General features: G+C 62.5%; 19 protein-coding genes and 1 tRNA gene. 9 read left to right on the forward strand and 11 right to left on the reverse strand.

Annotated elements, in window-relative coordinates:
* Window positions 1-54: 54 nt before the first annotated feature.
* The 5 genes from CKO35_RS02945 to dksA all read right to left on the reverse strand — a co-directional run bounded on the left by CKO35_RS02945 (window position 55) and on the right by dksA (window position 5981).
* A complete protein-coding gene (locus CKO35_RS02945; protein ID WP_200172444.1) occupies window positions 55-1377 on the reverse strand; it encodes a sigma-54-dependent transcriptional regulator in 1323 nt (440 codons plus the stop codon).
* The gene (locus tag CKO35_RS02950) at window positions 1374-4337 is read right to left on the reverse strand and encodes a sensor histidine kinase (RefSeq protein ID WP_200172446.1); all 2964 of its coding nucleotides are present in this window, start codon (window positions 4335-4337) and stop codon (window positions 1374-1376) included. The genes CKO35_RS02945 and CKO35_RS02950 overlap by 4 nt, the downstream gene beginning before the upstream one ends.
* Window positions 4327-4506, reverse strand: a complete 180-nt coding sequence (locus tag CKO35_RS02955; protein WP_200172448.1) for a hypothetical protein — start codon at window positions 4504-4506, stop codon at window positions 4327-4329. Before CKO35_RS02955 ends, CKO35_RS02950 begins: the two co-directional genes overlap by 11 nt.
* Window positions 4507-4573: 67 nt before the next feature.
* Complete coding sequence (gene gluQRS / locus CKO35_RS02960; RefSeq protein ID WP_200172450.1) at window positions 4574-5434, reverse strand: tRNA glutamyl-Q(34) synthetase GluQRS; 861 nt, start codon at window positions 5432-5434, stop codon at window positions 4574-4576.
* 91 nt (window positions 5435-5525) lie between these two features.
* Window positions 5526-5981, reverse strand: coding sequence for an RNA polymerase-binding protein DksA (gene dksA / locus CKO35_RS02965; protein ID WP_200172457.1), 456 nt, complete (start codon window positions 5979-5981; stop codon window positions 5526-5528).
* 139 nt (window positions 5982-6120) lie between these two features.
* On the opposite strand from dksA, the gene CKO35_RS02970 reads away from it, so the two are divergent.
* Window positions 6121-6879, forward strand: a complete 759-nt coding sequence (locus tag CKO35_RS02970) for an HAD family hydrolase (RefSeq protein ID WP_200172459.1) — start codon at window positions 6121-6123, stop codon at window positions 6877-6879.
* Between the two features lie 4 nt (window positions 6880-6883).
* On the opposite strand, the gene xseA is transcribed toward CKO35_RS02970, so the two are convergent.
* A complete protein-coding gene (gene xseA, locus CKO35_RS02975) occupies window positions 6884-8218 on the reverse strand; it encodes an exodeoxyribonuclease VII large subunit (RefSeq protein ID WP_242466981.1) in 1335 nt (444 codons plus the stop codon).
* 151 nt (window positions 8219-8369) lie between these two features.
* On the opposite strand from xseA, the gene guaB reads away from it, so the two are divergent.
* The 5 genes from guaB to CKO35_RS03000 are packed head-to-tail and all read left to right on the forward strand — an operon-like array spanning window position 8370 to window position 12961.
* Complete coding sequence (gene guaB / locus CKO35_RS02980; protein ID WP_200172463.1) at window positions 8370-9830, forward strand: IMP dehydrogenase; 1461 nt, start codon at window positions 8370-8372, stop codon at window positions 9828-9830.
* Window positions 9831-9835: 5 nt separating this feature from the next.
* Window positions 9836-11422 carry a glutamine-hydrolyzing GMP synthase gene (guaA, locus tag CKO35_RS02985; protein WP_200172465.1) on the forward strand — a complete coding sequence of 529 codons (1587 nt, stop codon included), beginning with the start codon at window positions 9836-9838 and terminating at the stop codon, window positions 11420-11422.
* Window positions 11423-11482: 60 nt separating this feature from the next.
* Window positions 11483-12157: a tyrosine-type recombinase/integrase gene (locus tag CKO35_RS18665; RefSeq protein ID WP_242466982.1), complete on the forward strand. Its 675-nt coding sequence runs from the start codon at window positions 11483-11485 to the stop codon at window positions 12155-12157.
* Entirely contained in the window at window positions 12157-12432 is a 276-nt protein-coding gene (locus CKO35_RS02995; RefSeq protein ID WP_200172467.1) for a hypothetical protein, read from the forward strand. The genes CKO35_RS18665 and CKO35_RS02995 overlap by 1 nt, the downstream gene beginning before the upstream one ends.
* Window positions 12433-12436: 4 nt before the next feature.
* A complete protein-coding gene (locus tag CKO35_RS03000) occupies window positions 12437-12961 on the forward strand; it encodes a helix-turn-helix transcriptional regulator (protein WP_200172470.1) in 525 nt (174 codons plus the stop codon).
* A 214-nt stretch (window positions 12962-13175) separates the two neighbouring features.
* Here the strand turns inward: CKO35_RS03000 and CKO35_RS03005 are convergent, their stop codons facing one another.
* The 4 genes from CKO35_RS03005 to CKO35_RS03020 form a co-directional block, all read right to left on the reverse strand.
* The gene (locus tag CKO35_RS03005) at window positions 13176-13643 is read right to left on the reverse strand and encodes an AAA family ATPase (RefSeq protein ID WP_200172472.1); all 468 of its coding nucleotides are present in this window, start codon (window positions 13641-13643) and stop codon (window positions 13176-13178) included.
* A gap of 36 nt (window positions 13644-13679) precedes the next feature.
* A complete protein-coding gene (locus CKO35_RS03010) occupies window positions 13680-14402 on the reverse strand; it encodes a nucleotidyl transferase AbiEii/AbiGii toxin family protein (protein ID WP_200172473.1) in 723 nt (240 codons plus the stop codon).
* Window positions 14395-14991 (reverse strand): DUF6088 family protein, encoded by a 597-nt coding sequence (locus CKO35_RS03015; protein WP_200172475.1) that lies wholly within the window; start codon window positions 14989-14991, stop codon window positions 14395-14397. Before CKO35_RS03015 ends, CKO35_RS03010 begins: the two co-directional genes overlap by 8 nt.
* 265 nt (window positions 14992-15256) lie before the next feature.
* A complete protein-coding gene (locus tag CKO35_RS03020) occupies window positions 15257-16120 on the reverse strand; it encodes an HDOD domain-containing protein (RefSeq protein ID WP_200172478.1) in 864 nt (287 codons plus the stop codon).
* A gap of 74 nt (window positions 16121-16194) precedes the next feature.
* Between CKO35_RS03020 and tadA the strand changes: the two genes are divergently transcribed.
* A complete protein-coding gene (gene tadA, locus CKO35_RS03025) occupies window positions 16195-16692 on the forward strand; it encodes a tRNA adenosine(34) deaminase TadA (RefSeq protein WP_242466984.1) in 498 nt (165 codons plus the stop codon).
* Here tadA and mltF read toward each other — a convergent pair.
* Complete coding sequence (mltF, locus tag CKO35_RS03030) at window positions 16675-18159, reverse strand: membrane-bound lytic murein transglycosylase MltF (protein ID WP_242466985.1); 1485 nt, start codon at window positions 18157-18159, stop codon at window positions 16675-16677. The genes tadA and mltF overlap by 18 nt on opposite strands.
* A gap of 99 nt (window positions 18160-18258) precedes the next feature.
* Between mltF and CKO35_RS03035 the strand changes: the two genes are divergently transcribed.
* Both CKO35_RS03035 and CKO35_RS03040 read left to right on the forward strand, forming a co-directional pair.
* A tRNA-Ser gene (locus tag CKO35_RS03035) sits at window positions 18259-18348 on the forward strand.
* A gap of 334 nt (window positions 18349-18682) precedes the next feature.
* Complete coding sequence (locus CKO35_RS03040) at window positions 18683-21637, forward strand: chemotaxis protein CheB (protein ID WP_200172543.1); 2955 nt, start codon at window positions 18683-18685, stop codon at window positions 21635-21637.
* Window positions 21638-21640: the final 3 nt, after the last annotated feature.

The raw sequence follows: 21640 nt of genomic DNA on the forward strand, positions 1-21640 counted from the left end.
TGCGAGTCGCCTGTTACCTTGGGTAACGGATGTTACCCAAGGTAACATTCATGCTCAGGCCCTGGGGCGGGGAATGCCCATGCGGTTGCGTCGTTCCCAGAGGGCCTTGCGGCTGATGCCCAGCCGCCGGGCCAGTTCCGTTTCCGTCATCCGGGCCTGGTTTTCCAGCACGAAGCGGCGGAAGTAGTCCTCCAGGCTGGTGTCCGGGGTCGCTTCCTGGGTGGGGCCGGGGGTCAGGCCCAGATGTTCGGCGGCGATGCAGTCGCCGTCGGCCAGGATCACCGCCCGCTCCAGGGCGTTTTCCAGTTCCCGCACGTTGCCGGGCCAGCGATGGGCCTGCAGGGCCGCCAGGGCCGACGGTGCCAGTCGGGCCGGTGCCTGCTTGAGACGGCGGCAGGCCTTTTCCAGCAGGAATTCCGCCAGTCGGGGGAGGTCTTCCCGCCGTTCCCTCAGTGGGGGAAGGCTGATTTCCATGACCTTGAGCCGGTAGTAGAGATCCTCGCGGAAGTCTCCCTGCCGCACCATCAGTTCCAGGTCCCGGTGGGTGGCCGCCAGCAGGCGCACGTCCACCTTGCGGCTGCTGTTGGCACCCACCCGGCGAATCTCGCCGTCCTGCAGCACCCGCAGCAGCCGGGACTGGGCGGCGGGGGTGAGTTCGCCGATCTCGTCCAGAAACAGGGTGCCGCCGTCGGCGGCTTCCGCCAGTCCCTGGCGGCTTTGGGCGGCTCCGGTGAAGGCCCCCTTTTCGTGGCCGAACAGTTCCGATTCCAGCAGGCCTTCGGGAATGGCGGCACAGTTGACCGAAACCAGGGCGGCCTGGGCGCGGCGGCTCTTCTTGTGAATGGCCCGTGCCACCAGTTCCTTGCCGGTGCCGGATTCGCCCCGGATCAGGACCGTGGCATCGGTGGGCGCCACTTTCTCCAGGGTTCTGCATACCTGCTGCATGGCGGGCGACTCGCCCACCATGCCCTCCACCGGATAGGCCTGACCGAGCTGGGAGTGAAGCTGGGCGTTTTCCCGTTCCAGTTGCCGCTGCTTGAGGATGCGGGCCACGCACAACAGCATTTCGTCATGGTCGAAGGGCTTGGCGATATAGTCCGTGGCCCCCTGTTTCATGGCGTCGACGGCGGAGCGGACGCTGGCATAGCTGGTCATGATGAGCACTGGGGTGTCGCCGCAGTGGCCGAGCATCTCGATGCCTTCGCCGTCGGGCAGGCGCAGGTCGCAGATCAGCAGGTCGAAGCGGGAGGTCTCGCACAGCCGGCGGGCGTCGGCGATGCAGGCCGCCTCTTCGATGCGATAGCCTTCGTGTTCCAGAAGACGTCGCAGGGCGCGGCGGATCACCGCCTCGTCTTCCAGGATCAGAATTCGGTTCAAGCCAGGGTCTCCTCTTCGACGGCCGGCAGCCGGATATGGAAGCGGGCCCCGCCTTCGGGCAGGTTGTCCGCGTAGACCATGCCGCCGTGGTCCTGAATGATGCTGTACACCACCGACAGCCCCAGACCGGTGCCTTCGCCCGGGGGCTTGGTGGTGAAGAAGGGTTCGAAGATCCGGTCGAGCACGGATTCCGGAATGCCGCTGCCCTCGTCCTCCACCTGGATCTCCACGCTGCCCAGGGCGTATTCACCCCGGATGACGATGCGGTCGCCGGGGCGGCCGGCCTGCAGGGCGTTGTTGATCAGGTTGACGAAGACCTGCAGCAGGCGCTGGGCGTTGCCCCGGGCGATGAGGGTGTCGGGTATTTCGTTGAGGCAGCGCATGTCGCGCCCGCTGTCGCTCAACTGTACCAGATGGATGGCCTCGTCCACGCAGGCCCGCATGTTCACCGGGGCGGGCCGCATGCGGGGCACCTCGCCGCTATGACTGAAGGTGATCAGGGACTGGACGATGTCATTGATGCGCCGGGTCTGTTCCAGGATCTGGCGGGAAGTCAGGTCCACCTCCGCGGGGTCTTTCTCATAACGCAGGTTCTGGGCCAGGGAGGCAATGCCGGTAAGCGGGTTGCCGATCTCGTGGGCCACCCCGGCGGCGAGCCGGCCGATGGAGGCCAGGCGGTCGTTGTGGGCCACCTCGCTTTCCAGATTGTGCAGTTCCGTCAGATCCTCCACCAGTACCACCATTCCCCCCAGGCCATGGGCCACGGAACTGCCCAGCCCGGCGGACTCGATGGCGGCCTTGTGCAGGTTCAGCCGGCGCTGGCGGCCGTCCACGGTGAGCTGCAGCTTGTACAGGTGCCGGTCATCGCCGTTGATGAAGGTGCGCAGCACCCCGTCCCAGGGGTCCTTGAGTCCGTCCAGGGTCTGTCCCACCGCATAGGAGGAAGAAATGCCGGAGATGACAGCCATGGTGTTGTTCCAGATCAGAATGTCACCCCCCGAGGAAATGGAACAGACCCCCAGCGGCAGCTCGTGGAGTACCTGGCGGTGATAGCGACGCAGGGTGTCCAGCTCCGCCGCCAGTCCCTTGAGGCGCACGGTGGAGTGTTCCAATTGCTCCTCCACGAAGCGCAGGCTGTCCGCCAGGGCCACCTGGGTCTGGGGCGGGACTTCCAGGCGATTGTCCACGATCATGCGCGCCAGCAGCGGGCCCATCAGGCCGGAAAGGTTGCGTTCCAGCCGTGCCCGCAGCTTGCGCAGTTCGTTGGGGCGTTGTTCACGGGAGTCCAGCTTCAGGTCGCCCAGGGCGCGCTGGATCTCCAGGGCGGCGGTCTGCGGTCCGATCACCTGGGACAGGTTGGTGTGCAGCTGTTCCACGTTGCGAATCTCGCCATCGCCCAGCAACCTGCTGGGGGTGAGCTGTTCCCGACGACAGCTCTGGGAGGCCTCCAGCTCTTCCCGGGTGGGACGGGTGAGCAGGGAGCCGGCGACGAACAGCAGGCTGTTGAGGGTCAGTGACCAGAAGGTGGAGAAGGCCCAGCGGTTTTCCTCCTCCGCACCCATCCAGCGCATCAGGTTGAAGTCCACCATGGGCAGACCGGAGTCGTGAATCAAGGGGATGATCAGGGCCAGCAGCCATACCAGGATACCGCCCATCAGTCCGGCGATGAAGCCCACCCGGTTGGCCCGCGGCCAGAACAGCAGGCCCAGGATGCCGGGCAGGAACTGGGCCACGGCGACGAAGGAGATGAGGCCGATCTGGGCCAGGCCCTGGTTGAATTCCAGCAGCCAGTAAAAGCCGTAACCCATGCCGATGATGAGCAGTATCAGCACCCGGCGGCCCCACAACAGCCAGCCGTAGAGATTGTTCCGGGGCAGGGACTGCTGGCGGTAATGGGCCGGCAGGATCAGGTGATTCAGGCACATGGCGGCCAGGGCCAGGGTGGTGACGATCATCATGGCGCTGGCGGCGGAAATCCCGCCGATGAAGGTGAACAGGGCCAGCCAGCCCTGGTCCGCCGCCACCGGCAGTCCCAGCACGTAATAGTCTGGCGAGGTCTGCAGGTCGGTGGCCTGACCGGCCCAGAGGATCAGGGGAATGGGCAGGTTGAGCAGCAGCAGAAACAGGGGGAAGGCCCAGGTGGCCGTCTGCAGGGAGCGGGGGTTGATGTTCTCCACGAAGGTCATGTGGAACTGCCGCGGCAGCAGGAAGGCGGCGGCGAAGGACAGCAGCATGAGGGTCGTCCAGGGGCCTTCACGCACCGGCTCGTACAGGGCTTCCAGGGCTTCCGGGTGGGCGGTCAGCCATGCATCCAGTCCACCGAAACCGCCGAAGACCCCGAACAGGGCAAAGCCGCCCACGGCCAGCAGGGCCAGCAGCTTGACGGCGGACTCGAAGGCGATGGCCACCACCAGGCCCTCGTGCTTTTCCCGGGGGGTGATGTGGCGGGCGCCGAACAGGATCGCGAACAGCATCAGGGTGGCGCAAAAACCCAGGGCCAGCAGGTGAGGCGTATCCTGCCGGGTGAGCACGGAAACGGATTCCGTGACCGCCTTGATCTGCAGGGCGATGTAGGGAAGGATGCCCGCCAGCATGAACAGGGTGACGATGACCCCGGTCCACTGGCTGCGATAGCGGAAGGCAAACAGGTCGGCCAGGGATGTGAGCTGATACTCCCGCACCAGGCGCAGCAGGGGCGCCAGCAGTAACGGCGCCAGCAGGAAGGCGAGGGTGACCCCAAGATAGATGGTGAGGAATTGATAGCCTTCGGTGTTGGCAAACCCCACGCTGCCGTAGAAGCTCCATGAGGTGGCATAGACCCCCAGAGACAGGGTATAGACCAGCGGGTGGTGCACCAGCCGGCCCGGCAGCCAGCCCTTTTCCGCCGCATGGGCGATGAAGAACAGCAGCGCCAGGTAGGCAACCCCGACCGCATAGAGCAGACCGATCTCAGAGATCATGGCGGCCCCGTCGCCATTGCACCACCCAGGCCAGGGCGATGATGGTGCCCCAGAGCAGGTAAGGCAGATACCAGGGGGCACCCGAACGGCTCCACCACGCCACCAGCGGCGATGCGAACAGCAGCACGCCGAGCAGGAACAGCAGCAGTGTCTTGTCCTGGGATGACATGGGGGATGTCCTGAGGTTGATCCTTCAAACCCGCAAGGATGCAGTATCCGGCCGGCTCAGGCCAGCATCAGGTCCGGAAGGGCCAGTGCGCCAGGGCGTGATCCAGCAGTGCGGCAGGGGTGGCATCCCGCCAGTCCGGGGGCAGGGGCAGGTGGAGAAACCCCATCACGGCGGCCAGGTTGGTCAGAGGGGCGGTGCTGTCCACCGCCGGGGCGTGGGTCTGCTTGGAGAGCTTGTCGCCGTTACCGTCCAGCACCAGGGGGTGATGCAGGTAGACCGGCGTGGGCAGTGCCAGCAGTCGCTGCAGGTGGATCTGGCGGGGAGTGGAGTCCAGCAGGTCGCTGCCCCGCACCACATGGGTGATGCCCTGAAAGGCGTCATCCACCACCACCGCCAGCTGGTAGGCCGTGAGTCCGTCGGCACGGCGGATCACAAAGTCACCGATCTCCCGGCCCAGGCACTGGCTGACGAGGCCATGGTGGCGGTCGTGGAAGCCGATGGGGTCATCGTGGGTGCGTACCCGCAGGGCACGGGGGACCCGTCCGGGCGCCAGTCCTTGACGGCAGGTGCCGGGATAGACCGGGCCTTCCAGTCCGGCGAGGCCGGAGGCGGCGATCTCACGGCGGGTACATCCGCAGTCATAGGCCTGTCCCTTGTGCCGCAGCGCCGTCATGGCCTCGGCATAGGCCTCAAGGCGGGAACTCTGATAGAGGATGTCTTCGTCCCAGAGCAGGGCATGGGCTTCCAGGGTGCGCAGGATGGCGTCGGCGGCGCCGGGCTGTTCCCGGGGTGGGTCCAGGTCTTCGATGCGGACCCGCCAGATGCCCTGGTGGGCGCGGGCATCCAGAAAGGAGAAAACGGCGGCGACCAGGGAACCCTGATGCAGGGGGCCGGTGGGGGAGGGGGCGAAACGACCGATGTAGGTCACGGATGACCGGCAGATAAGACCCTCCCGTGGCAGGGCGGCACCTGCTCACGGGAAGGTGTTGTCAGTCCTGTTGCCTTGGCTGGCCGCGCCATCAGGCCATCTGCTTTTCCTTGATTTCCTGCAGGGTCTTGCAGTCGATGCACAGGGTGGCGGTGGGGCGGGCTTCCAGACGGCGGATACCGATTTCCACGCCGCAGGCCTCGCAGTAACCGTAGTCGCCGCTTTCGATGTCCTTGAGGGCTTCGTCGATCTTGCGGATCAGCTTGCGTTCCCGGTCGCGGGTGCGCAGTTCCAGGCTGAACTCCTCCTCCTGGGTGGCGCGGTCGGCCGGGTCGGCAAAGTTGGCGGCATCTTCCTTCATGTGGCCCACGGTGCGGTCCACTTCTTCCATCAGGTCCTGCTTCCAGGCCAGCAAAATGGCGCGGAAGTGATCCTTCTGGGGCTTGCACATGTACTCCTCGCCCTCGGCCGGCTGGTAGGGGGCGATACCCTGACCTGACTGGGAAAGACTGCCGGAACCGTTTGGCGTACTCTTGCTGGAGGCCATCGCTCGCAAACTCCTGAGTGTCAAAAGGCGAGTCTAGATACCAGAGAATCGGGTGGGACGCAAGCAAAAGGCCCGGGAAAAAGGCCGGATTTCCGCCCGGCGGAGTCCGCGAAAATGATGATCACCACGGGGAGGCAGCATGTCTGATCTGAAGGCTCTGATATTCGATGTGGACGGCACTCTGGCGGATACGGAGCGGGATGGCCATCGCCCCGCCTTCAATGCCGCCTTTCGGGAGATGGGTCTGGACTGGGACTGGAGCGTGCCGCTCTATGGCCGGCTGTTGCAGGTGGCCGGCGGCAAGGAGCGGATTCGCCATTACCTGGATGCGTTCGCACCGGAGTTCACGCCGCCCGCTGACCTGGACCGTTTCATTGGTGATCTGCATGCCCGCAAGACTCGCCACTTCGTGGACATGCTGGAGCGGGGCGGGATTCCGTTGCGGCCTGGGGTCATGCGGCTGATTGAACAGGCCCGCTCGACGGGTGTGATGCTGGCGATCGCCACCACCACGTCACTGACCAATGTGGAAGCCCTGTTGCGGGCCAATCTGGGCGAGGCGTCGGTGGGGTGGTTTCGGGTGATCGGTGCCGGCGACGTGGTGCCAGCGAAGAAACCTGCGCCCGATATCTATCATCACGTGCTGGAACGTCTGGATCTGCCGGCCCGGCATTGCGTGGCCATCGAGGATTCCTCCCAGGGACTGCGGGCCTCGCAAGGGGCGGGGATTGCCACGTTGATCACGGTGAGCGGATATACGGTGGAGGATGATTTTTCCGGGGCCACCGCGGTACTGGAGCATCTGGGAGAGCCTGGGATGCCGGGGCGGGTGATTCAGGGACGGGGGCCGGAGAACGGAATCGTCGATATCCGTTATCTGGAGGCCCTGCTTCCCTGATCAATCATTCCACCCGGCACCACAGCCGACCCTGGGCAAGGCGGGCTTCCAGACGCTCTCCGGATTTCACCTGTTCCGGGGTACGAATGGCCCGGCCCTCGGCACTGAGCAGGATGCTGTACCCCCGCCCCAGGGTGGCCAGGGGACTCACCGCATGCAGGGTGCGGGCCTGCAAGGATACCCGGCCACTCAGGCGTTCCAGGCGAAGGGCCATGGCACGCTCCAGGCGCAGGGCCAGGTCCTGCCGCTGATGCACCATGCCGGTCAGGCGGGTCCGGGGAGAACAGCGCCCCAGACGGGTCCACAGATGGGCCAGCTCGATGCGTTGCTCCCGAAGCCGTCGCCACAAGGCCCGGCGCAGTCGCAATTCCAGTTCATCCAGGCGCTGGGCCCGGGCCTGCAGGCGCCGCTCGGGGTGCTGATGCCGCAGCCGCTGCTCCAGGATTTGCACTCGCTGGCCGCACGTCAGCAGCCGACGGGAAAAACGTTCACACAGCAGTCGCTCCAGCTGATTCACCCGCTGCAGCAGTTCGCCGCCGTCGGGACTGACCAGTTCGGCGGCCACCGACGGGGTGGGTGCGCGGTGATCGGCCGCCAGGTCGGCAATGGTGATGTCCGTTTCATGGCCGATGCCGCTGACCACGGGGATGGGGCAGGCACGGATGGCACGGGCCACGACCTCCTCGTTGAAAGCCCACAGGTCCTCCAGCGAGCCACCGCCCCGGGCCAGAATCAGCACGTCACAGTCCCCCCGGGCCGCGGCGACCTCAAGCGCCTCGGCGATGCGCGGCGCCGCCTCGCTCCCTTGTACCGGTACGGGATAAACCATCACGGGCAACGCCGGGAAGCGGCGCTTGAGGACCGCCAGGATATCCCGGATGGCCGCGCCGGTGGCGGAGGTGATCACCCCCACGCAACGGGGAAAACGGGGCAGAGGGCGTTTGAAGGCGGGGTCGAACAGTCCTTCCGCCTCCAGCCGGCGATGCAGTGCCTCGAAGGCACGTCGCAGGGCACCATCCCCGGCTTCCTCCATGTGCTCGACGATGAGCTGATAGTCACCCCGGGGCACATAGAGGCTGACCCGTGCCCGGGCCAGTACCTGCATGCCGTCCCGGGGACGAAAACGCACTCCCTGGGCCCGGTTGCGAAACAGGGCGCAACGCACCTGGGCCCCTTCATCCTTGAGAGAGAAATACCAGTGGCCGGAGGCAGGGCGCGCCAGATTGGACAGCTCTCCTTCCACCCACAACAGGGCAAAGCCGCTTTCAATGTGTCCCTGCACCGCCTGATTCAGGCGGGAGACGCTGTAAATCTCTGGTTCCGGGACCTGGGCAGGCAAGGCAGGTACTCCGTGGTTGAGGAAAATAACCGGGAACCATGCCATGGAAACCGGCGTCATATCCAGTCCCCCCAGGAATGGTCGGGTTTACCCCATCCGGGTGCCTCTCTATAATTGGCCGATTCACCAATACCTCCCCCCGAGACATATCATGCGCATCGTCCAGGAAGCCCTCACCTTCGACGACGTCCTCCTGGTCCCCGCCCATTCGGCGGTGCTTCCCAGAGACGTGGACCTTACCACTCGCCTCACCCGCGACATCACCCTGAACATCCCCCTGGTCTCCGCCGCCATGGATACGGTCACCGAGGCCCGCCTGGCCATCGCCATCGCCCAGGAGGGGGGCATCGGCATCGTACACAAGAATATGAGCATCGAGGCTCAGGCCCAGCAGGTACGTCAGGTCAAGAAGTACGAAAGCGGTGTCATCAGCGACCCCATCACCGTCACCCCGGATACCAGTATCCGTGACGTGCTGGCCATCACCCGTGCCAATTCCATCTCCGGTGTTCCGGTGGTCAAGGGTGTCGACCTGGTGGGCATCGTCACCAGTCGTGACCTGCGTTTCGAAACCCGCATGGATTCTCCGGTGTCCGAGATCATGACACCCAAGGATCGCCTGGTGACCGTCCGCGAAGGGGCGAGCCGCGAAGAAGTCCAGCATTTGTTGCACAAGCACCGCATCGAAAAGGTGCTGGTGGTGAACGATCACTTCCACCTGCGGGGCATGATCACCGTCAAGGACATCCAGAAGTCCACCGACTTCCCCAGTGCCTGCAAGGACGACCGTGGTCGGCTGCGGGTGGGGGCGGCCTTGGGCGTGGGTGCCGGTACTGAGGAACGCTGCGCCGCGCTGGTGGAAGCCGGGGTGGACGTGGTGGTGGTGGATACCGCCCACGGCCATTCCCAGGGCGTGCTCGACCGGGTGGCCTGGGTGAAGAAGACCTATCCGGAGGTCCAGGTCATCGGCGGCAACATCGCCACCGCCGAGGCAGCCCGTGCCCTGGCACAGGCGGGCGCGGATGCCGTCAAGGTGGGCATCGGCCCCGGCTCCATCTGCACCACCCGTATCGTGGCCGGCGTGGGCGTACCCCAGATGACCGCCATCGACAACGTGCGCCAGGCCCTGGAAGGTACGGGCGTGCCCCTGATCGCCGACGGCGGCGTGCGCTTCTCCGGCGATTTTGCCAAGGCCATCGCCGGTGGTGCCCACTGCGTCATGCTGGGCAGCCTGTTTGCCGGTACCGAAGAGGCGCCCGGTGAAGTGGAGCTGTATCAGGGCCGTTCCTACAAGTCCTACCGGGGCATGGGTTCCCTGGGCGCCATGCAGCAGGGCTCCTCGGACCGTTATTTCCAGGAAAGCAGCGGCGTGGTGGACAAGCTGGTGCCGGAAGGCATCGAGGGTCGCGTCCCCTACAAGGGCACCATCGTGGCCATCATCCATCAGCTGGTGGGCGGACTGCGTTCCTCCATGGGCTATGTGGGCTGCAGCAACATCGACGAGATGCGGACCCGTCCCGGTTTCGTGCGGGTCACCTCGGCGGGGATGCGTGAAAGTCACGTCCATGACGTGACCATCACCAAGGAAGCCCCCAACTACCGGATGGATTGAAGAAGATGCCCCTGTCTGCCCCGGATATTCACGCCCATCGCATTCTCATCATCGATTTCGGCTCCCAGTACACCCAGCTCATCGCCCGGCGGGTGCGGGAGTCCGGGGTCTATTCCGAGATCCACCCCTGGGACATGGACGCCGCCGCCGTGCGCGACTTCAACCCCAGCGGCATCATCCTCTCCGGTGGCCCGGAATCCGTGATCGAAAGCGATCCGCCCCGCGCTCCCCAGTGCGTGTTCGAACTGGGGGTGCCGGTGCTGGGCATCTGCTACGGCATGCAGACCATGGCGGCCCAACTCGGCGGGCGGGTCGAGAGTTCCGATCATCGGGAGTTTGGCTATGCCCAGGTCCGGGCCCACGGCCATACCCGCCTGCTGACGGACATCGAAGACCACACCAGCCCCGAAGGCCATGGCCTGCTGGATGTCTGGATGTCCCATGGTGACCGGGTCTGCGCCCTGCCGGAAGGCTTCTCCCTGATGGCCTCCACGGACTCGGCCCCCATGGCCGGCATGGCCGACGAGGCGCGTCGCTTCTACGGCGTTCAGTTCCATCCCGAGGTGACCCATACCCGCCAGGGGCAGCGCATCCTGTCCCGCTTCGTCCATGACATCTGCGGTTGCGAAAACCTCTGGACCGCCGGCAACATCATCGATGACATGATCCATCGGGTGCGGGAGCAGGTGGGCACCGACGAGGTCATCCTGGGCCTGTCCGGTGGCGTGGATTCCTCCGTGGTGGGTGCCCTGCTGCACAAGGCCATCGGTGACCAGCTCACCTGCGTGTTCGTCGATACCGGTCTTTTGCGTCTCCATGAAGGGGACCAGGTCATGGCCACCTTTGCCCGCCACATGGGCGTGCGGGTGATCCGGGTGGATGCGGAAGCCCGTTTCCTTGAGGCACTGGCCGGGGAGTCGGATCCGGAAGCCAAGCGCAAGATCATCGGTCGTCTGTTCGTCGAGGTCTTCGACGAAGAGGCCGCCAAGCTCAAGAATGCCCGCTGGCTGGCCCAGGGCACCATCTATCCCGATGTGATCGAGTCCGCCGGTTCCAAGACCGGCAAGGCCCATGTGATCAAGTCCCATCACAACGTGGGCGGCCTGCCGGAGACCATGAAGATGGGTCTGGTGGAGCCGTTGCGGGAACTGTTCAAGGACGAGGTGCGGCGCATCGGCGTGGAGCTGGGGCTGCCGTCGGAGATGGTCTACCGGCATCCCTTCCCGGGGCCGGGGCTGGGTGTGCGCATCCTGGGTGAGGTCACCAAGCCCTACGCGGACCTGCTGCGCCAGGCGGATCACATCTTTATTGAGGAACTGCGCAGTGCCGACCTGTATGACCAGGTGTCCCAGGCCTTTGCGGTCTTTTTGCCGGTGAAATCCGTCGGCGTGATGGGAGACGGTCGCCGCTATGACTATGTGGTGGCCCTGCGCGCCGTCGAGACCATCGACTTCATGACCGCCCGCTGGGCGCACCTGCCTTACGAGTTCCTGGACAAGGTCTCGCGGCGCATCATCAATGAAGTGAAGGGCATTTCCCGCGTGGTCTACGACATCTCCGGCAAGCCGCCGGCGACGATTGAGTGGGAGTGAATTGACGTCCTTCGAGGACTATCGCCAGCTATCGAAAGAAAGTCGTAACGTGTTGATTATTTGAGAAAATACGTCACGGCAACTATCGGTGGCTATCGCCGGCCAGCAAAACAGGTTGACGGCAGCGCTGACGGTAAGAATCGAGGCCGGATTAAGACATTCTCGTTCACTATTCAGACTTTTACCGTCTTTGACGGTAAAAGTCTTCTCGGAAATGCTTGTTTTACAAGGCTTTCCGGGCATCAGCAAGTCTCCAGGTCCTTTTCGCTGGCGATGGCGTGTGAACTGCTCCGCGCCACTTGGAATGAGGTTGATTTCGAACGTGCGACCTGGACGATCCCGAAGCAGCGGATGAAGGGGCGTAATCCGCATGTGGTCTATCTGTCACGCCAGGCACTCGCCATCTTCGTCCAACTCCACGCCTGTGTGGCGGGCTCGCAATTTGTTTCCCCGTCTCGTTACGATCCAGGACGCTGCATGTCCAATGCGACCCTGAATCGGGTCACCCGGCTTGTCGTAGAGGCTGCAAAATCCAAAGGGCTACCGCTTGACCCATTCACTGTCCATGACCTGCGCCGCACCGGCTCGACGCTGCTGAATGAAATCGGCTTAAACCGTGACTGGATCGAAAAATGCCTGGCACACGAGGACGGGCGTTCCTCGCGCTCGGTTAACAGACCGGCAAGGTTGTCATTTGACAACCTTGCCGGTCACCCCCATACTGGAGACCACTGATGGCTCGTCCTTCTCATCCGAAGAAAGAGGTCGAGGAAGCTCTCAGGCACGCCGAAGGGCAGGGCTGGCGCGTCGAAGTCGGTGGTAGCCATGCCTGGGGGCGGATTTACTGCCCATACAACGACGAGGAATGCCGCTGCGGCGAGTTCTGTATCACCAGCGTATGGAGCACGCCGAAGAATCCAGCCAACCACGCCCGCGCTTTGAGGCGCGTCGTGGACAACTGCACCACGCATCGCAAGCAGAGTGAGGTTGATGACGGTGCCAAGGAGTAGCGCGATGGAGTACACCTTCACCCTGAAATATCAGCTTACTGACGGCGATAGCGACCTGGATGTGCTGGTCGAACGCTTAGGCGAAGCCGGCTGCGACGATGCCTTGGTCGGCATCGGCCAGCCGGGCCGCCTGGCGCTGGAGTTCACCCGCGAGGCAACCAATGCGGAGGAAGCCGTGCGCAGCGCGCTGGCCGACGTGCGCCGCGCTGTGCCATCGGCACGGCTGATCGAAGTGGCGCCGGATCTCGTTGGGTTGACTGATGTGGCTGAAATTGTCGGCGTATCGAGGCAGAACATGCGCAAGCTGATGCTGGCCCATCCGGGCAGCTTCCCGGCGCCGGTGCATGAAGGCAGTGCGTCGATCTGGCATCTGGCGGATGTGCTGGCCTGGTTGGATGCCAAGGGCAGTTATGCGCTGGCCAAGGACGTGCTGGATGTGGCGCGGGTGGCCTTGCAGGTCAACGTGGCGAAGGAGGTTCGGCGGCTGCCGCGCTCGGCGTCCAAGGAGCTGAAAGCCTTGGTTGGTTGAGAGCCGTTACCCGGCTTCATGTCTCGCTCGAACCCGCCCGAACAGGGCGGGTTTTTCGTAGATGGACATCCGGTTTGGAGGTGCTGCTGCGAGGCGCTTGCTTTCGTTCTTCCACCCGCGCTTCTACTTCGGCCAAGTCCCATACGACGCAGCGTGGCGTCAGGTTGAAGCGGTCTTGGAAGGCAAAGAAAGGCGACCCACCAAACATCAACTGCTATGTTGCATGTGAAATCTGAAAGGAGTCATGCAAAGAGTTTTTTCCGATGCCGTACATCGCTGGTACTTCCTGCGTTAAGGCAGCCCAGTCATTCAGAAGTACCTGAGCGTCTTTCAGGCGCAGGATATTGTCGAGCAGCGTACCGCGCTCCAGGCTCAACGCACGTGATCCGGTACGGATGGTGCGCAGGTAGAGGAAGCCTATCGCCCGCTTGACCTTGGTGGGAATCGACCTGGGATCGGCGTCATCATCGTCGCCTTTCAGATAGCCGGCATTGCGGAAGTCGAACTCCTCAACGGGCGGAGTTCGGTTCAGGCGATCCGGTCCAAGCACGAGATCGAGTGCTTCGCAGATAGTGCTTTTGCCGACGTTGTTGCCGCCAATCAAGAGCGTATGCCCTGAGAAATAAAGTTCCGCTTCCTTGATGCCGCGGAAGTTCTCTATCTGCAACCGTGAAACGCGCATGGTTCCCCCGGAAAATGCTTGTTGATGTTGTTGTCGTTATGCGACCGCTCTGTTCACCATGGCTTCCAGTTCGGCGCATGCTTCCAGCAGGCTGTCGAAGGATAGGGCGTCTCCTACCATCTCCCAAAAGGTGCGCGCGACGCTCATGACCAGCGGTGAGGCCGTGGGGAAGGACACCTCGGGCAGGTGTTCTGCAATGTCGCAGGTCACCCGAAATACCTCGTGTGGTTCTCCTGTGGCACGGCCACCGAACTCCAGCGTAACGACGGGTGCTACATACCCCGTGCCTTGCGCTAGGGCAGAGTAGTGCAGAAACAGTTTGTCGTTGTCTTGGCCACCGAGTTCGAGCCGGGCGTCCAGGTGGTCGCGAGTCAGGGCCGTTTGGATCACCGGCTGCACGTTCTGCGTGATCCACTCGGGCAGTCGGTGTCGCACGGCCTTCGTCCATTTGCCAGCCTGGCTGCGGCTCGCCGGCAAATCGCCTCCTTCGCCAATCAGGTCCGGAATCAGCTTGCGGATGTCATAGGTCAGGTCGATGTCTTCGGAGAAGCGGTCGATGACCTTGTAGACCTTCGAGAGTGATGTGCCGCCCTTGAAGGTTAGGTCGGCCGCCAGGGGCGATTCAAACAGAGCGCGTAGCGCCCAGACTACCCACACGTCCTTTTCGAGCAGGTGCGCGGGTCGGCCGGATTCGGCGCGACCGTACTCCAGTGCTTCACGTTGATCCTCTTTGCTCAGCTCGAAGAAGTTTTCAGCCACGAGCAGCTTCCTTGCCAATGGCCTGTGCCATCCAGCCGGGCAGTGTTGCCCGTGCCGAGGCCAGTGCCAGCCATTCGGAGCGGGGCAGGGTGCGATGAAGCGCCGCCAGCGACTCGCTGGCGTGCATCGGTCCAATCCACGCCAATGCGCGCACCGCCGCGCCAGCCGGCCGCGTGCCCAGCGCCAACATCCAGTGCGGTGCGTGCTTTACCAGCACTTCCGAGCGTCCGAGCTTGAGCTTCCGGGTCCTCCCGGAAGTCAGATAGACCTCGCGGATAGGCACCTGCTGCGTCAGGCCCAGGGCATTGGCGGCACTGGCGCCGTGCGGCACGACGATTTCGCCGCTCTGTTCGGCCAGCGCCTTGACGACTTTTTCGGGAGCAGGGGCGCGAGAGCCGAATCGGCTGGACACGGGCGCAGCGTAGGCGCCACGCGCCACGCGTAGCAATTTGCCAGTCTTGGCCAGCCGCGAGAACGCCTGATCCACCGCCGACCGGCTTCCCAAGTGCAGGAACTCCTTGGGCGACAGGACGCCCCCCTCGGGGAGGGATCGAGCTTGTTGCAGGATGGTCTCGGGCAGCGTGTTCATGGGTATGGGGCACCTCTTTAACAGAGAAATAATGCACTAGTTTCTGACATTTTGACAGTGGTCTAATCCTGCCAGTGCGGGGTGGGGCGGTTGGGTGGAAGAGAGCAGCAAGGGCGTGGGGACGACCAAGATTTACTGCACAGCACGTCTGGCACTGGCTGGCCTGCAGATGCCAAAAAGCCCGCATAACCGCGGGCTTTTTTCTGTATCTCGTGGAGAACCGGCATCGCCGATGCCTGGGCACGTGAGCTCCCGGAGCCGGGACTCACATGAAGATCCGGCTGACCTGCTCCATGGCTGCGGGGTCTGCGTCCCAGTGCAGGGTGGGATCTTCGGGGGTGCAACCCAGGCGCCGGAGCGATGGAACCGTGAGACGATCCACCTTGGCCAGGCGATGTCCGGTAGACTGATAGCTTTCGATATTGGCAGCCTGAACAATATCCACGTAGTCGATCGGGGATTCATCGCCCGGATCCCGTTGCAGATTGTCATGTTCACCCGCTACATCGATCATCTGCTGATCAAAGTTCCAGGCTTTGAGGATGGCGCGGCCCACGCTCATGTGCAGGGTCGAGATGATCATGTCCAGGTATTTTTCGTTTTCCACGATCACATCGATGTTCTTTGCCTTGTTCAGAATCGGGATGACGCCCACGTCGTGAACCAGACCTGCCAGCAGGGCAACTTCCTGGTCCAGATGGCTTTGCTGCCATGCCAGCAGGCTGCTCAGAATGGCAACTTCCACGCTGTGGTTCCAGAGTGTTTCCATGCGTTCCCGGATCCCTCGGTGACCGGTGTTGAAAACATCACGCATGGCCAGCGTCAGTACTACATTCTTGGTTTTTTCCAGCCCCAGTCTGGTAATGGCCGACTTGATGGTGGTGCATCGGCTCAATCCCCGGTAGACGGGGCTGTTGGCGTAGCGGATCAGCCGGGCCGCCATGGCGGTGTCTCTGGCCACCACGGCGGTGATCTCGTCGATGGAGCTGTCATCCCGATTGATGGTGAACAATGCCTGGATGGAGATGTCAGGCAATGTGGGAATCTGGATCCCGTTGTTCTGCAGGTCCTGGCGCAGATCGTTGATGAACTCGTCAACGATTTCTTTGGGGTCGAGACGTCTGATCACGAGGGGCTGGGGACGATGAGTTGCGGTGCGTTCCAGTATGACATAACGGCGTTCATTGCGCGTGCGGAGTGATGATGGATTTTGATCAGGACAAATTCTGGATGGAGAGGGCGCGGATACTGGCCAAACAGTCCGCCGATGAGGGGGAGGTTCCGGTGGGCGCCGTGCTGGTCAGGAGGGGGCAAGTGCTGGGCGAGGGCAGGAATCGCTCTATTGCCCTGTGTGATCCAACAGCCCATGCCGAGATCCAGGCCTTGAGGGCTGCCGCGCTGGTGGAAGGCAATTACCGGCTGCCCGGCACAACCCTGTATGTGACTCTGGAACCCTGCATCATGTGTCTTGGGGCAATGGTGCATGCACGGGTGGGGCGGGTGGTGTTCGGTGCCCATGACCCCAAGACGGGGGCGCTGGGAGGGGCCGCCGATGCTCTGGGGTTACCCCTGTACAACCATGTCATGGAGGTGACCGGTGGGCTGATGGCGGAGGTGTGTGGAGAGCAACTCCGGTCGTTTTTTCGCGCCCGCAGAAAACGGGGCGTCATGGATAGCCAAGGATTACAGTCCGAGGGGTAATATCTCCAGGGGCGGGAGCGGTTGTGGGGGGGCGTGATCCGATCCTGGCGCCCGCCCTTTGGCCGATTCATGCTCCCGTTCGAGTTCCGGCGTGGTGAACCACGTCAGAATGTCGTAAAAGCTTCGAATGTTCTGGACGTATTGAACCGGTTCCCAGCCCCTGGCATAACCATGGCGGGTGTCGCGATACCAGTCTGGTTGGCTCAGAAGGGGGAGATGTTCCATGACATCAATCCATCGGTCCGGGTCCTTGCCCTGTGAACGGGTGATGCGGCGGGCATCGTACAGATGGCCTATGCCGACGTTATAGGCGGCGAGTGCCATCCAGGTTCGGTCCGGGTCCTCAATACCCATGGGCAGGCGGTCACGAAGATTGATGAAGTATTCCGCACCACCGAAAACCGATTCTCGGGGATTGGTCCTGTCCTGGATGCCAAGCTGTCCGGCGGTGGCCAGGGTCAGCATCATGAGTCCGCGCACCCCGGTTCTGGAAACGGCATCGGGATTCCAGTGGGACTCCTGATAACTGATGGCGGCCAGCAGCCGCCAATCCATGTCGAACTGTTCGGCTGCCTCCCGGAACAGCGACTCGTAGCGGGGCAGTCGCTCTCGGATGCGGTTCATGAATGTAAGGATGCCGGGATAGTCCAGTACTTCCATGTGACCGAAATACCGTTCCAGAGTCTGGGCCAGTCGACCGCTGGTTGCGTATTCTTCAAAGAACAGTTCCGCGGCACCGATCAGGCTCTGATCCTTGTGTCTGGGAAATGCCCAGGCCAGAAAATGGGGTTCGGACAGGTCCATGGCTGCACTCAGCTCAGGATAGAACCGGCGCATGGAAGCCAGCTCAAGGGAATCGGCAATGGCCACGGCCACATCACCCTCCCAGACCTGCTTGAGTAATTCCGTGGGTGTGATGTTGGCCAGTTCTTCCCATTGGATTCCTGGAAACTGGCTTTTCAGCCCTCGCAGGGTTTCCACATGGCTGCTGCCGGCAATGACCTTCACTGGAAATTCCTGTAATGCTTCCAGGGTTTCAGGTGCGGGATTCCCGCTACGGTAGACTACCTGTTCTGTGACCTGGTGGTAGGTGGGACCAAATCGGACCTGACCCAGACGGGACCGCGTCACGGTGATGCCGGCTGCCGCCATGTCTACCCGGCCATTGCCAACCAGGGGCAGGATATCCTCGAAACGTCCGGGGATGACCAGTCGCAGACTGACACCCAGACTCTCGGCAAAGGCGGTTGCCAGATCGTATTCCAGACCGTCAGGACCATCGGGCCATGCCTGATAAGTGGTGGTGCCGATGCGGGTGGCCACCACCAGCTCGCCGCGAGCGAGGATCCTGTCCAGTTCCGTCATCGGCCGAACGAAGGCAAACAGCAGAACCAGCATCAGTAACAGCAGAAAGGCGAGGGCTTCCAGGCGCTGGTTGAGCGTCCATCTGGGGCGTCGACGTTTCAAGGGCTTAAAAAAATATTGGGATCGGATATAATAGCGCGATTAACCATCAGGCAGCACGGTTGAGTGTCTTGTGCCATACAGGTGGTTTTCGACCCTATAGGAGAGGTGCCGGAGTGGTCGAACGGGGCGGTCTCGAAAACCGTTGTACTCGCAAGAGTACCGAGGGTTCGAATCCCTCCCTCTCCGCCATATTGATGCGGATGTACCGTCGCCCCGCAGGCCAGTGCCTTGCGGGGTTTTTTTTCGCCATCATGTTCATCCTGGGCGGGGAGGGGGCTTCCCGGCGGTGATGGCGGCTCTTGATATTCACTTTCATACACTACAATCCTACTGACCCCCAGCCTACTGAAAGCATTCCATGACACACACTAAGGACGCCCCGACCAATGCCGAACCCATGATGGATGCCGCTGAAGATGCGAAGGCGTCCCATGGCCCAGAGGTGTTGACTCCGGTATCGGCTGAAGAGGGAGACACGATCGTGGGAGAAGACGCCTTGCAGGATGGGGGCACGCCTGATTCGATGGGGGCGGTCTCTTTGCCGGAGGGCATGCGTGACGGCTTTCATGGCCATGTTGTCGGTATTGGCGCCTCGGCGGGGGGGCTTGAGGCCCTGGAGCAATTGTTCGATTCCATGCCTTCCGGAACCGGCGCCGCCTTTGTGGTGGTTCAGCATCTGTCGCCGGATCACAAGAGCCTGATGGCGAATCTGCTGGCCCGTCATACCAGCATGCCGGTGGTGACGGTCAGGGACGCAATGGAACTGGAAGCGGAAACCATCTATCTGATCCCTCCGGGCAACCTCATGACCCTTTCCGAGGGGCAGCTCAGGCTGAGCCCGAAAAATCCCAAGGCGCTGTCCCTGCCCATCGACCTGTTCTTTTCCTCCCTGGCAGGGGAGTTTCGGGACCGCTGCATCGGCGTGATCCTGTCCGGTACGGGCTCGGACGGCACACGGGGCGCCGTGGTCATTAACGATGCCGGGGGATTGTTGCTGGCCCAGGACCCGGAAAATGCCAAGTTCGACGGTATGCCCCGCAGTGTTATTGCCACCGGGCTGGTGGATGAAATCCTGCCTGCGGAGACCCTGGGCCGGCGCATCAAGGATCATATCCTGCAAAAACCGGAAACCCGGGTGGGGCCGCCCCCGAGGACGCCCTCTGACCTGGATACCGGTTCGGCGCTGGAAGGCATATTTCACCTGTTGCACAACCACGGCGGGGTGAACTTCCGAGACTACAAGCCTGCCACGGTGCTCAGACGCATCGAACGCCGCATGCAGGTACGCCATGTGCCGGATTTTGAACATTACCTGGAACTGCTGGAGAATGACGCCGGTGAGGTATCGGTACTGCGGCGGGAAATCCTCATTCCGGTCACTAATTTCTTCCGGGATCCCGAGGCCTTTGACACCATTGCCTCCAAGGCGGTGGAGCAGATCGTACAGCAGGCTTCCGGTTCTCACCCCATCCGGGTATGGGTGGCGGGCATGTCCACTGGCGAAGAGGCCTATTCCATTGCCATCCTGTTTGCGGAGGCGTTTGATCGGGCAAGGCGCTGGCCGGATATCAAGATTTTTGCCACGGATGTGGAGCAAAAGAATGTGGATGCCGCCAGTGCCGGCACCTTTTCCGAGGCCATCATGGCCGAGGTGTCCCCCGAACGTCTGGAGCGCTTCTTCATCAAGCGGGGCAGCCACTTTGTGGTCAAGCCGGATCTGCGGCAGACCCTGGTCTTTGCGCGCCACAATCTGCTGGAAGACCCGCCGTTCACGCGCATGGACATGGTGTCATGCCGTAATGTGCTGATCTATTTCGTGCCCGGTGCCCAGGAACGCGCGTTGCGTCGGTTCCAGTACGCCCTGGCCCCGGGAGGCTATCTTTTCCTGGGCAGCAGTGAGTCCCTGGCGGGGCTGAGTTCGGATTTCACGCCGGTGAGCAGTAAACACAAGCTGTTCCAGATGTTGCGCAGCACGACGCTGCCACTGGACTCCCATTCCGGGGCATCGTTCCTGGGGTCCCGTGGGCCATCGCCGGGCCGTGGACGACGTCTGGGCATGCAGGGCGGGCAGACCCGCGATGCTTCCGCCATCGAGAACGCCCAGCAGCAGCTCCTTCAAGAGCATGCGCCGCCAAGCATCCTGTTGTCCGAAACCATGGAGCTGGTCCATATCTTCGGTCAGGCTCAACGCTATCTGCATTTTCCTACCGGCAGCATTTCCCTGGAGATCTCCAAGCTGCTGCCGAACGGTATTGTGCCGGTGGCGCAGGCATTGCTGAGACGCGCCGCCAAGAGCCGTGAAGTGGTCCGTTCCGAATTCAGTACCTTCAAATTGCCCGATGGGTCATCCCAGCGGTTGTGCATTTCCGTCCGGCCATTGGTGGGGGAAGACCGCAATACCATCTTCATGCTGTTGTCGTTTGAAGCCCAGGACAGCGGCAATTCCGTCGAGACTGATGGCGGGCAGCTGCTGGATGTGAATGTGGAGGCAATGGAGCGCATCCAGTCCCTGGAACAGGAGCTTGCCGCTACCCGGGAAAGTCTGCAGGCCACCATTGAAGAGCTGGAGGCGTCCAACGAGGAACTGCAGGCCACCAACGAGGAGATGATGGCGTCCAATGAGGAATTGCAGAGTTCCAACGAGGAGCTGCAGTCCGTCAACGAAGAACTTTATACGGTCAACGCGGAAAACCAGGAAAAGATCCAGATACTCAACCGGCTCAATGCCGATCTGGACAGCATGGCCAAGGCAGCATCCATCGCAACCCTGTTCCTGGACGAGTCCATGCGCATCACCCGCTTCACTCCGGAGGCCACACAGATCTTCAAGATCCGGGACGGCGATGTGGGTCGGCCCATTGATGACTTTACCCATTCCCTGGATTATCCGGGCCTCATGCATGATCTGCGTACCAGTTTGCGCGAAGGCGTGATGCAGGAGCATGAGGTGAGCTCGGAATCCGGACGCCATTACCTGCTTCGCATCCTGCCTTACATTTTGCAGGGGGCTTCCACCCGGGGGGCGGTAATCACCTTGGTGGATATTACTTCCATACGGGATGTCGCCTTGCTGCAGGCGGTGCTGGATTCCCTCGACCACCGTGTGGCCGTGCTGGACAATCGCGGCACCATCATGATGGTCAACAACGCCTGGCAAACCTTTGGTCTGGAAAACGGAAATCGGGTGCTGGGTGCATCCTCCATCGGTGCCAACTACCTGGAAGCCTGCAACGTCAAGGATAACGACAACCCGAATGCGCCTTTTGCACACAAGGTGCTCAATGGCCTGCGTAAGGTTCTCAGGGATGAAATTGATGGCTTTGGCTTCGAATATCCCTGTCATTCATCAGACAGGCCGCGCTGGTTCCTGATGCACGCGGGGAAACTGCACCATCCCGAGGGTGGGGCGATCGTCAGCCATCTTGAGATCACGGACTGGGTATTGGGGCAGGCGGAGAATGCACCTGAAGACGGGTGACGG

Origin of the sequence: Ectothiorhodospira shaposhnikovii, from assembly GCF_016584105.1 — a bacterium.
GTDB classification, from domain to species: domain Bacteria; phylum Pseudomonadota; class Gammaproteobacteria; order Ectothiorhodospirales; family Ectothiorhodospiraceae; genus Ectothiorhodospira; species Ectothiorhodospira shaposhnikovii.

What these genes read in the sequence shown, in the direction of transcription:
- CKO35_RS02950 (WP_200172446.1), bottom strand. Translation starts at nt 4,337, where the DNA reads ATGATCTCTGAGATCGGTCTGCTCTATGCGGTCGGGGTTGCCTACCTG.
- CKO35_RS03000 (WP_200172470.1), top strand. Translation starts at nt 12,437, where the DNA reads ATGGAGTACACCTTCACCCTGAAATATCAGCTTACTGACGGCGATAGC.
- tadA (WP_242466984.1), top strand. Translation starts at nt 16,195, where the DNA reads ATGGATTTTGATCAGGACAAATTCTGGATGGAGAGGGCGCGGATACTG.
- CKO35_RS02955 (WP_200172448.1), bottom strand. Translation starts at nt 4,506, where the DNA reads ATGTCATCCCAGGACAAGACACTGCTGCTGTTCCTGCTCGGCGTGCTG.
- CKO35_RS02970 (WP_200172459.1), top strand. Translation starts at nt 6,121, where the DNA reads ATGTCTGATCTGAAGGCTCTGATATTCGATGTGGACGGCACTCTGGCG.
- CKO35_RS02995 (WP_200172467.1), top strand. Translation starts at nt 12,157, where the DNA reads ATGGCTCGTCCTTCTCATCCGAAGAAAGAGGTCGAGGAAGCTCTCAGG.
- dksA (WP_200172457.1), bottom strand. Translation starts at nt 5,981, where the DNA reads ATGGCCTCCAGCAAGAGTACGCCAAACGGTTCCGGCAGTCTTTCCCAG.
- guaA (WP_200172465.1), top strand. Translation starts at nt 9,836, where the DNA reads ATGCCCCTGTCTGCCCCGGATATTCACGCCCATCGCATTCTCATCATC.
- CKO35_RS03015 (WP_200172475.1), bottom strand. Translation starts at nt 14,991, where the DNA reads ATGAACACGCTGCCCGAGACCATCCTGCAACAAGCTCGATCCCTCCCC.
- CKO35_RS03005 (WP_200172472.1), bottom strand. Translation starts at nt 13,643, where the DNA reads ATGCGCGTTTCACGGTTGCAGATAGAGAACTTCCGCGGCATCAAGGAA.
- guaB (WP_200172463.1), top strand. Translation starts at nt 8,370, where the DNA reads ATGCGCATCGTCCAGGAAGCCCTCACCTTCGACGACGTCCTCCTGGTC.
- CKO35_RS03040 (WP_200172543.1), top strand. Translation starts at nt 18,683, where the DNA reads ATGGGGGCGGTCTCTTTGCCGGAGGGCATGCGTGACGGCTTTCATGGC.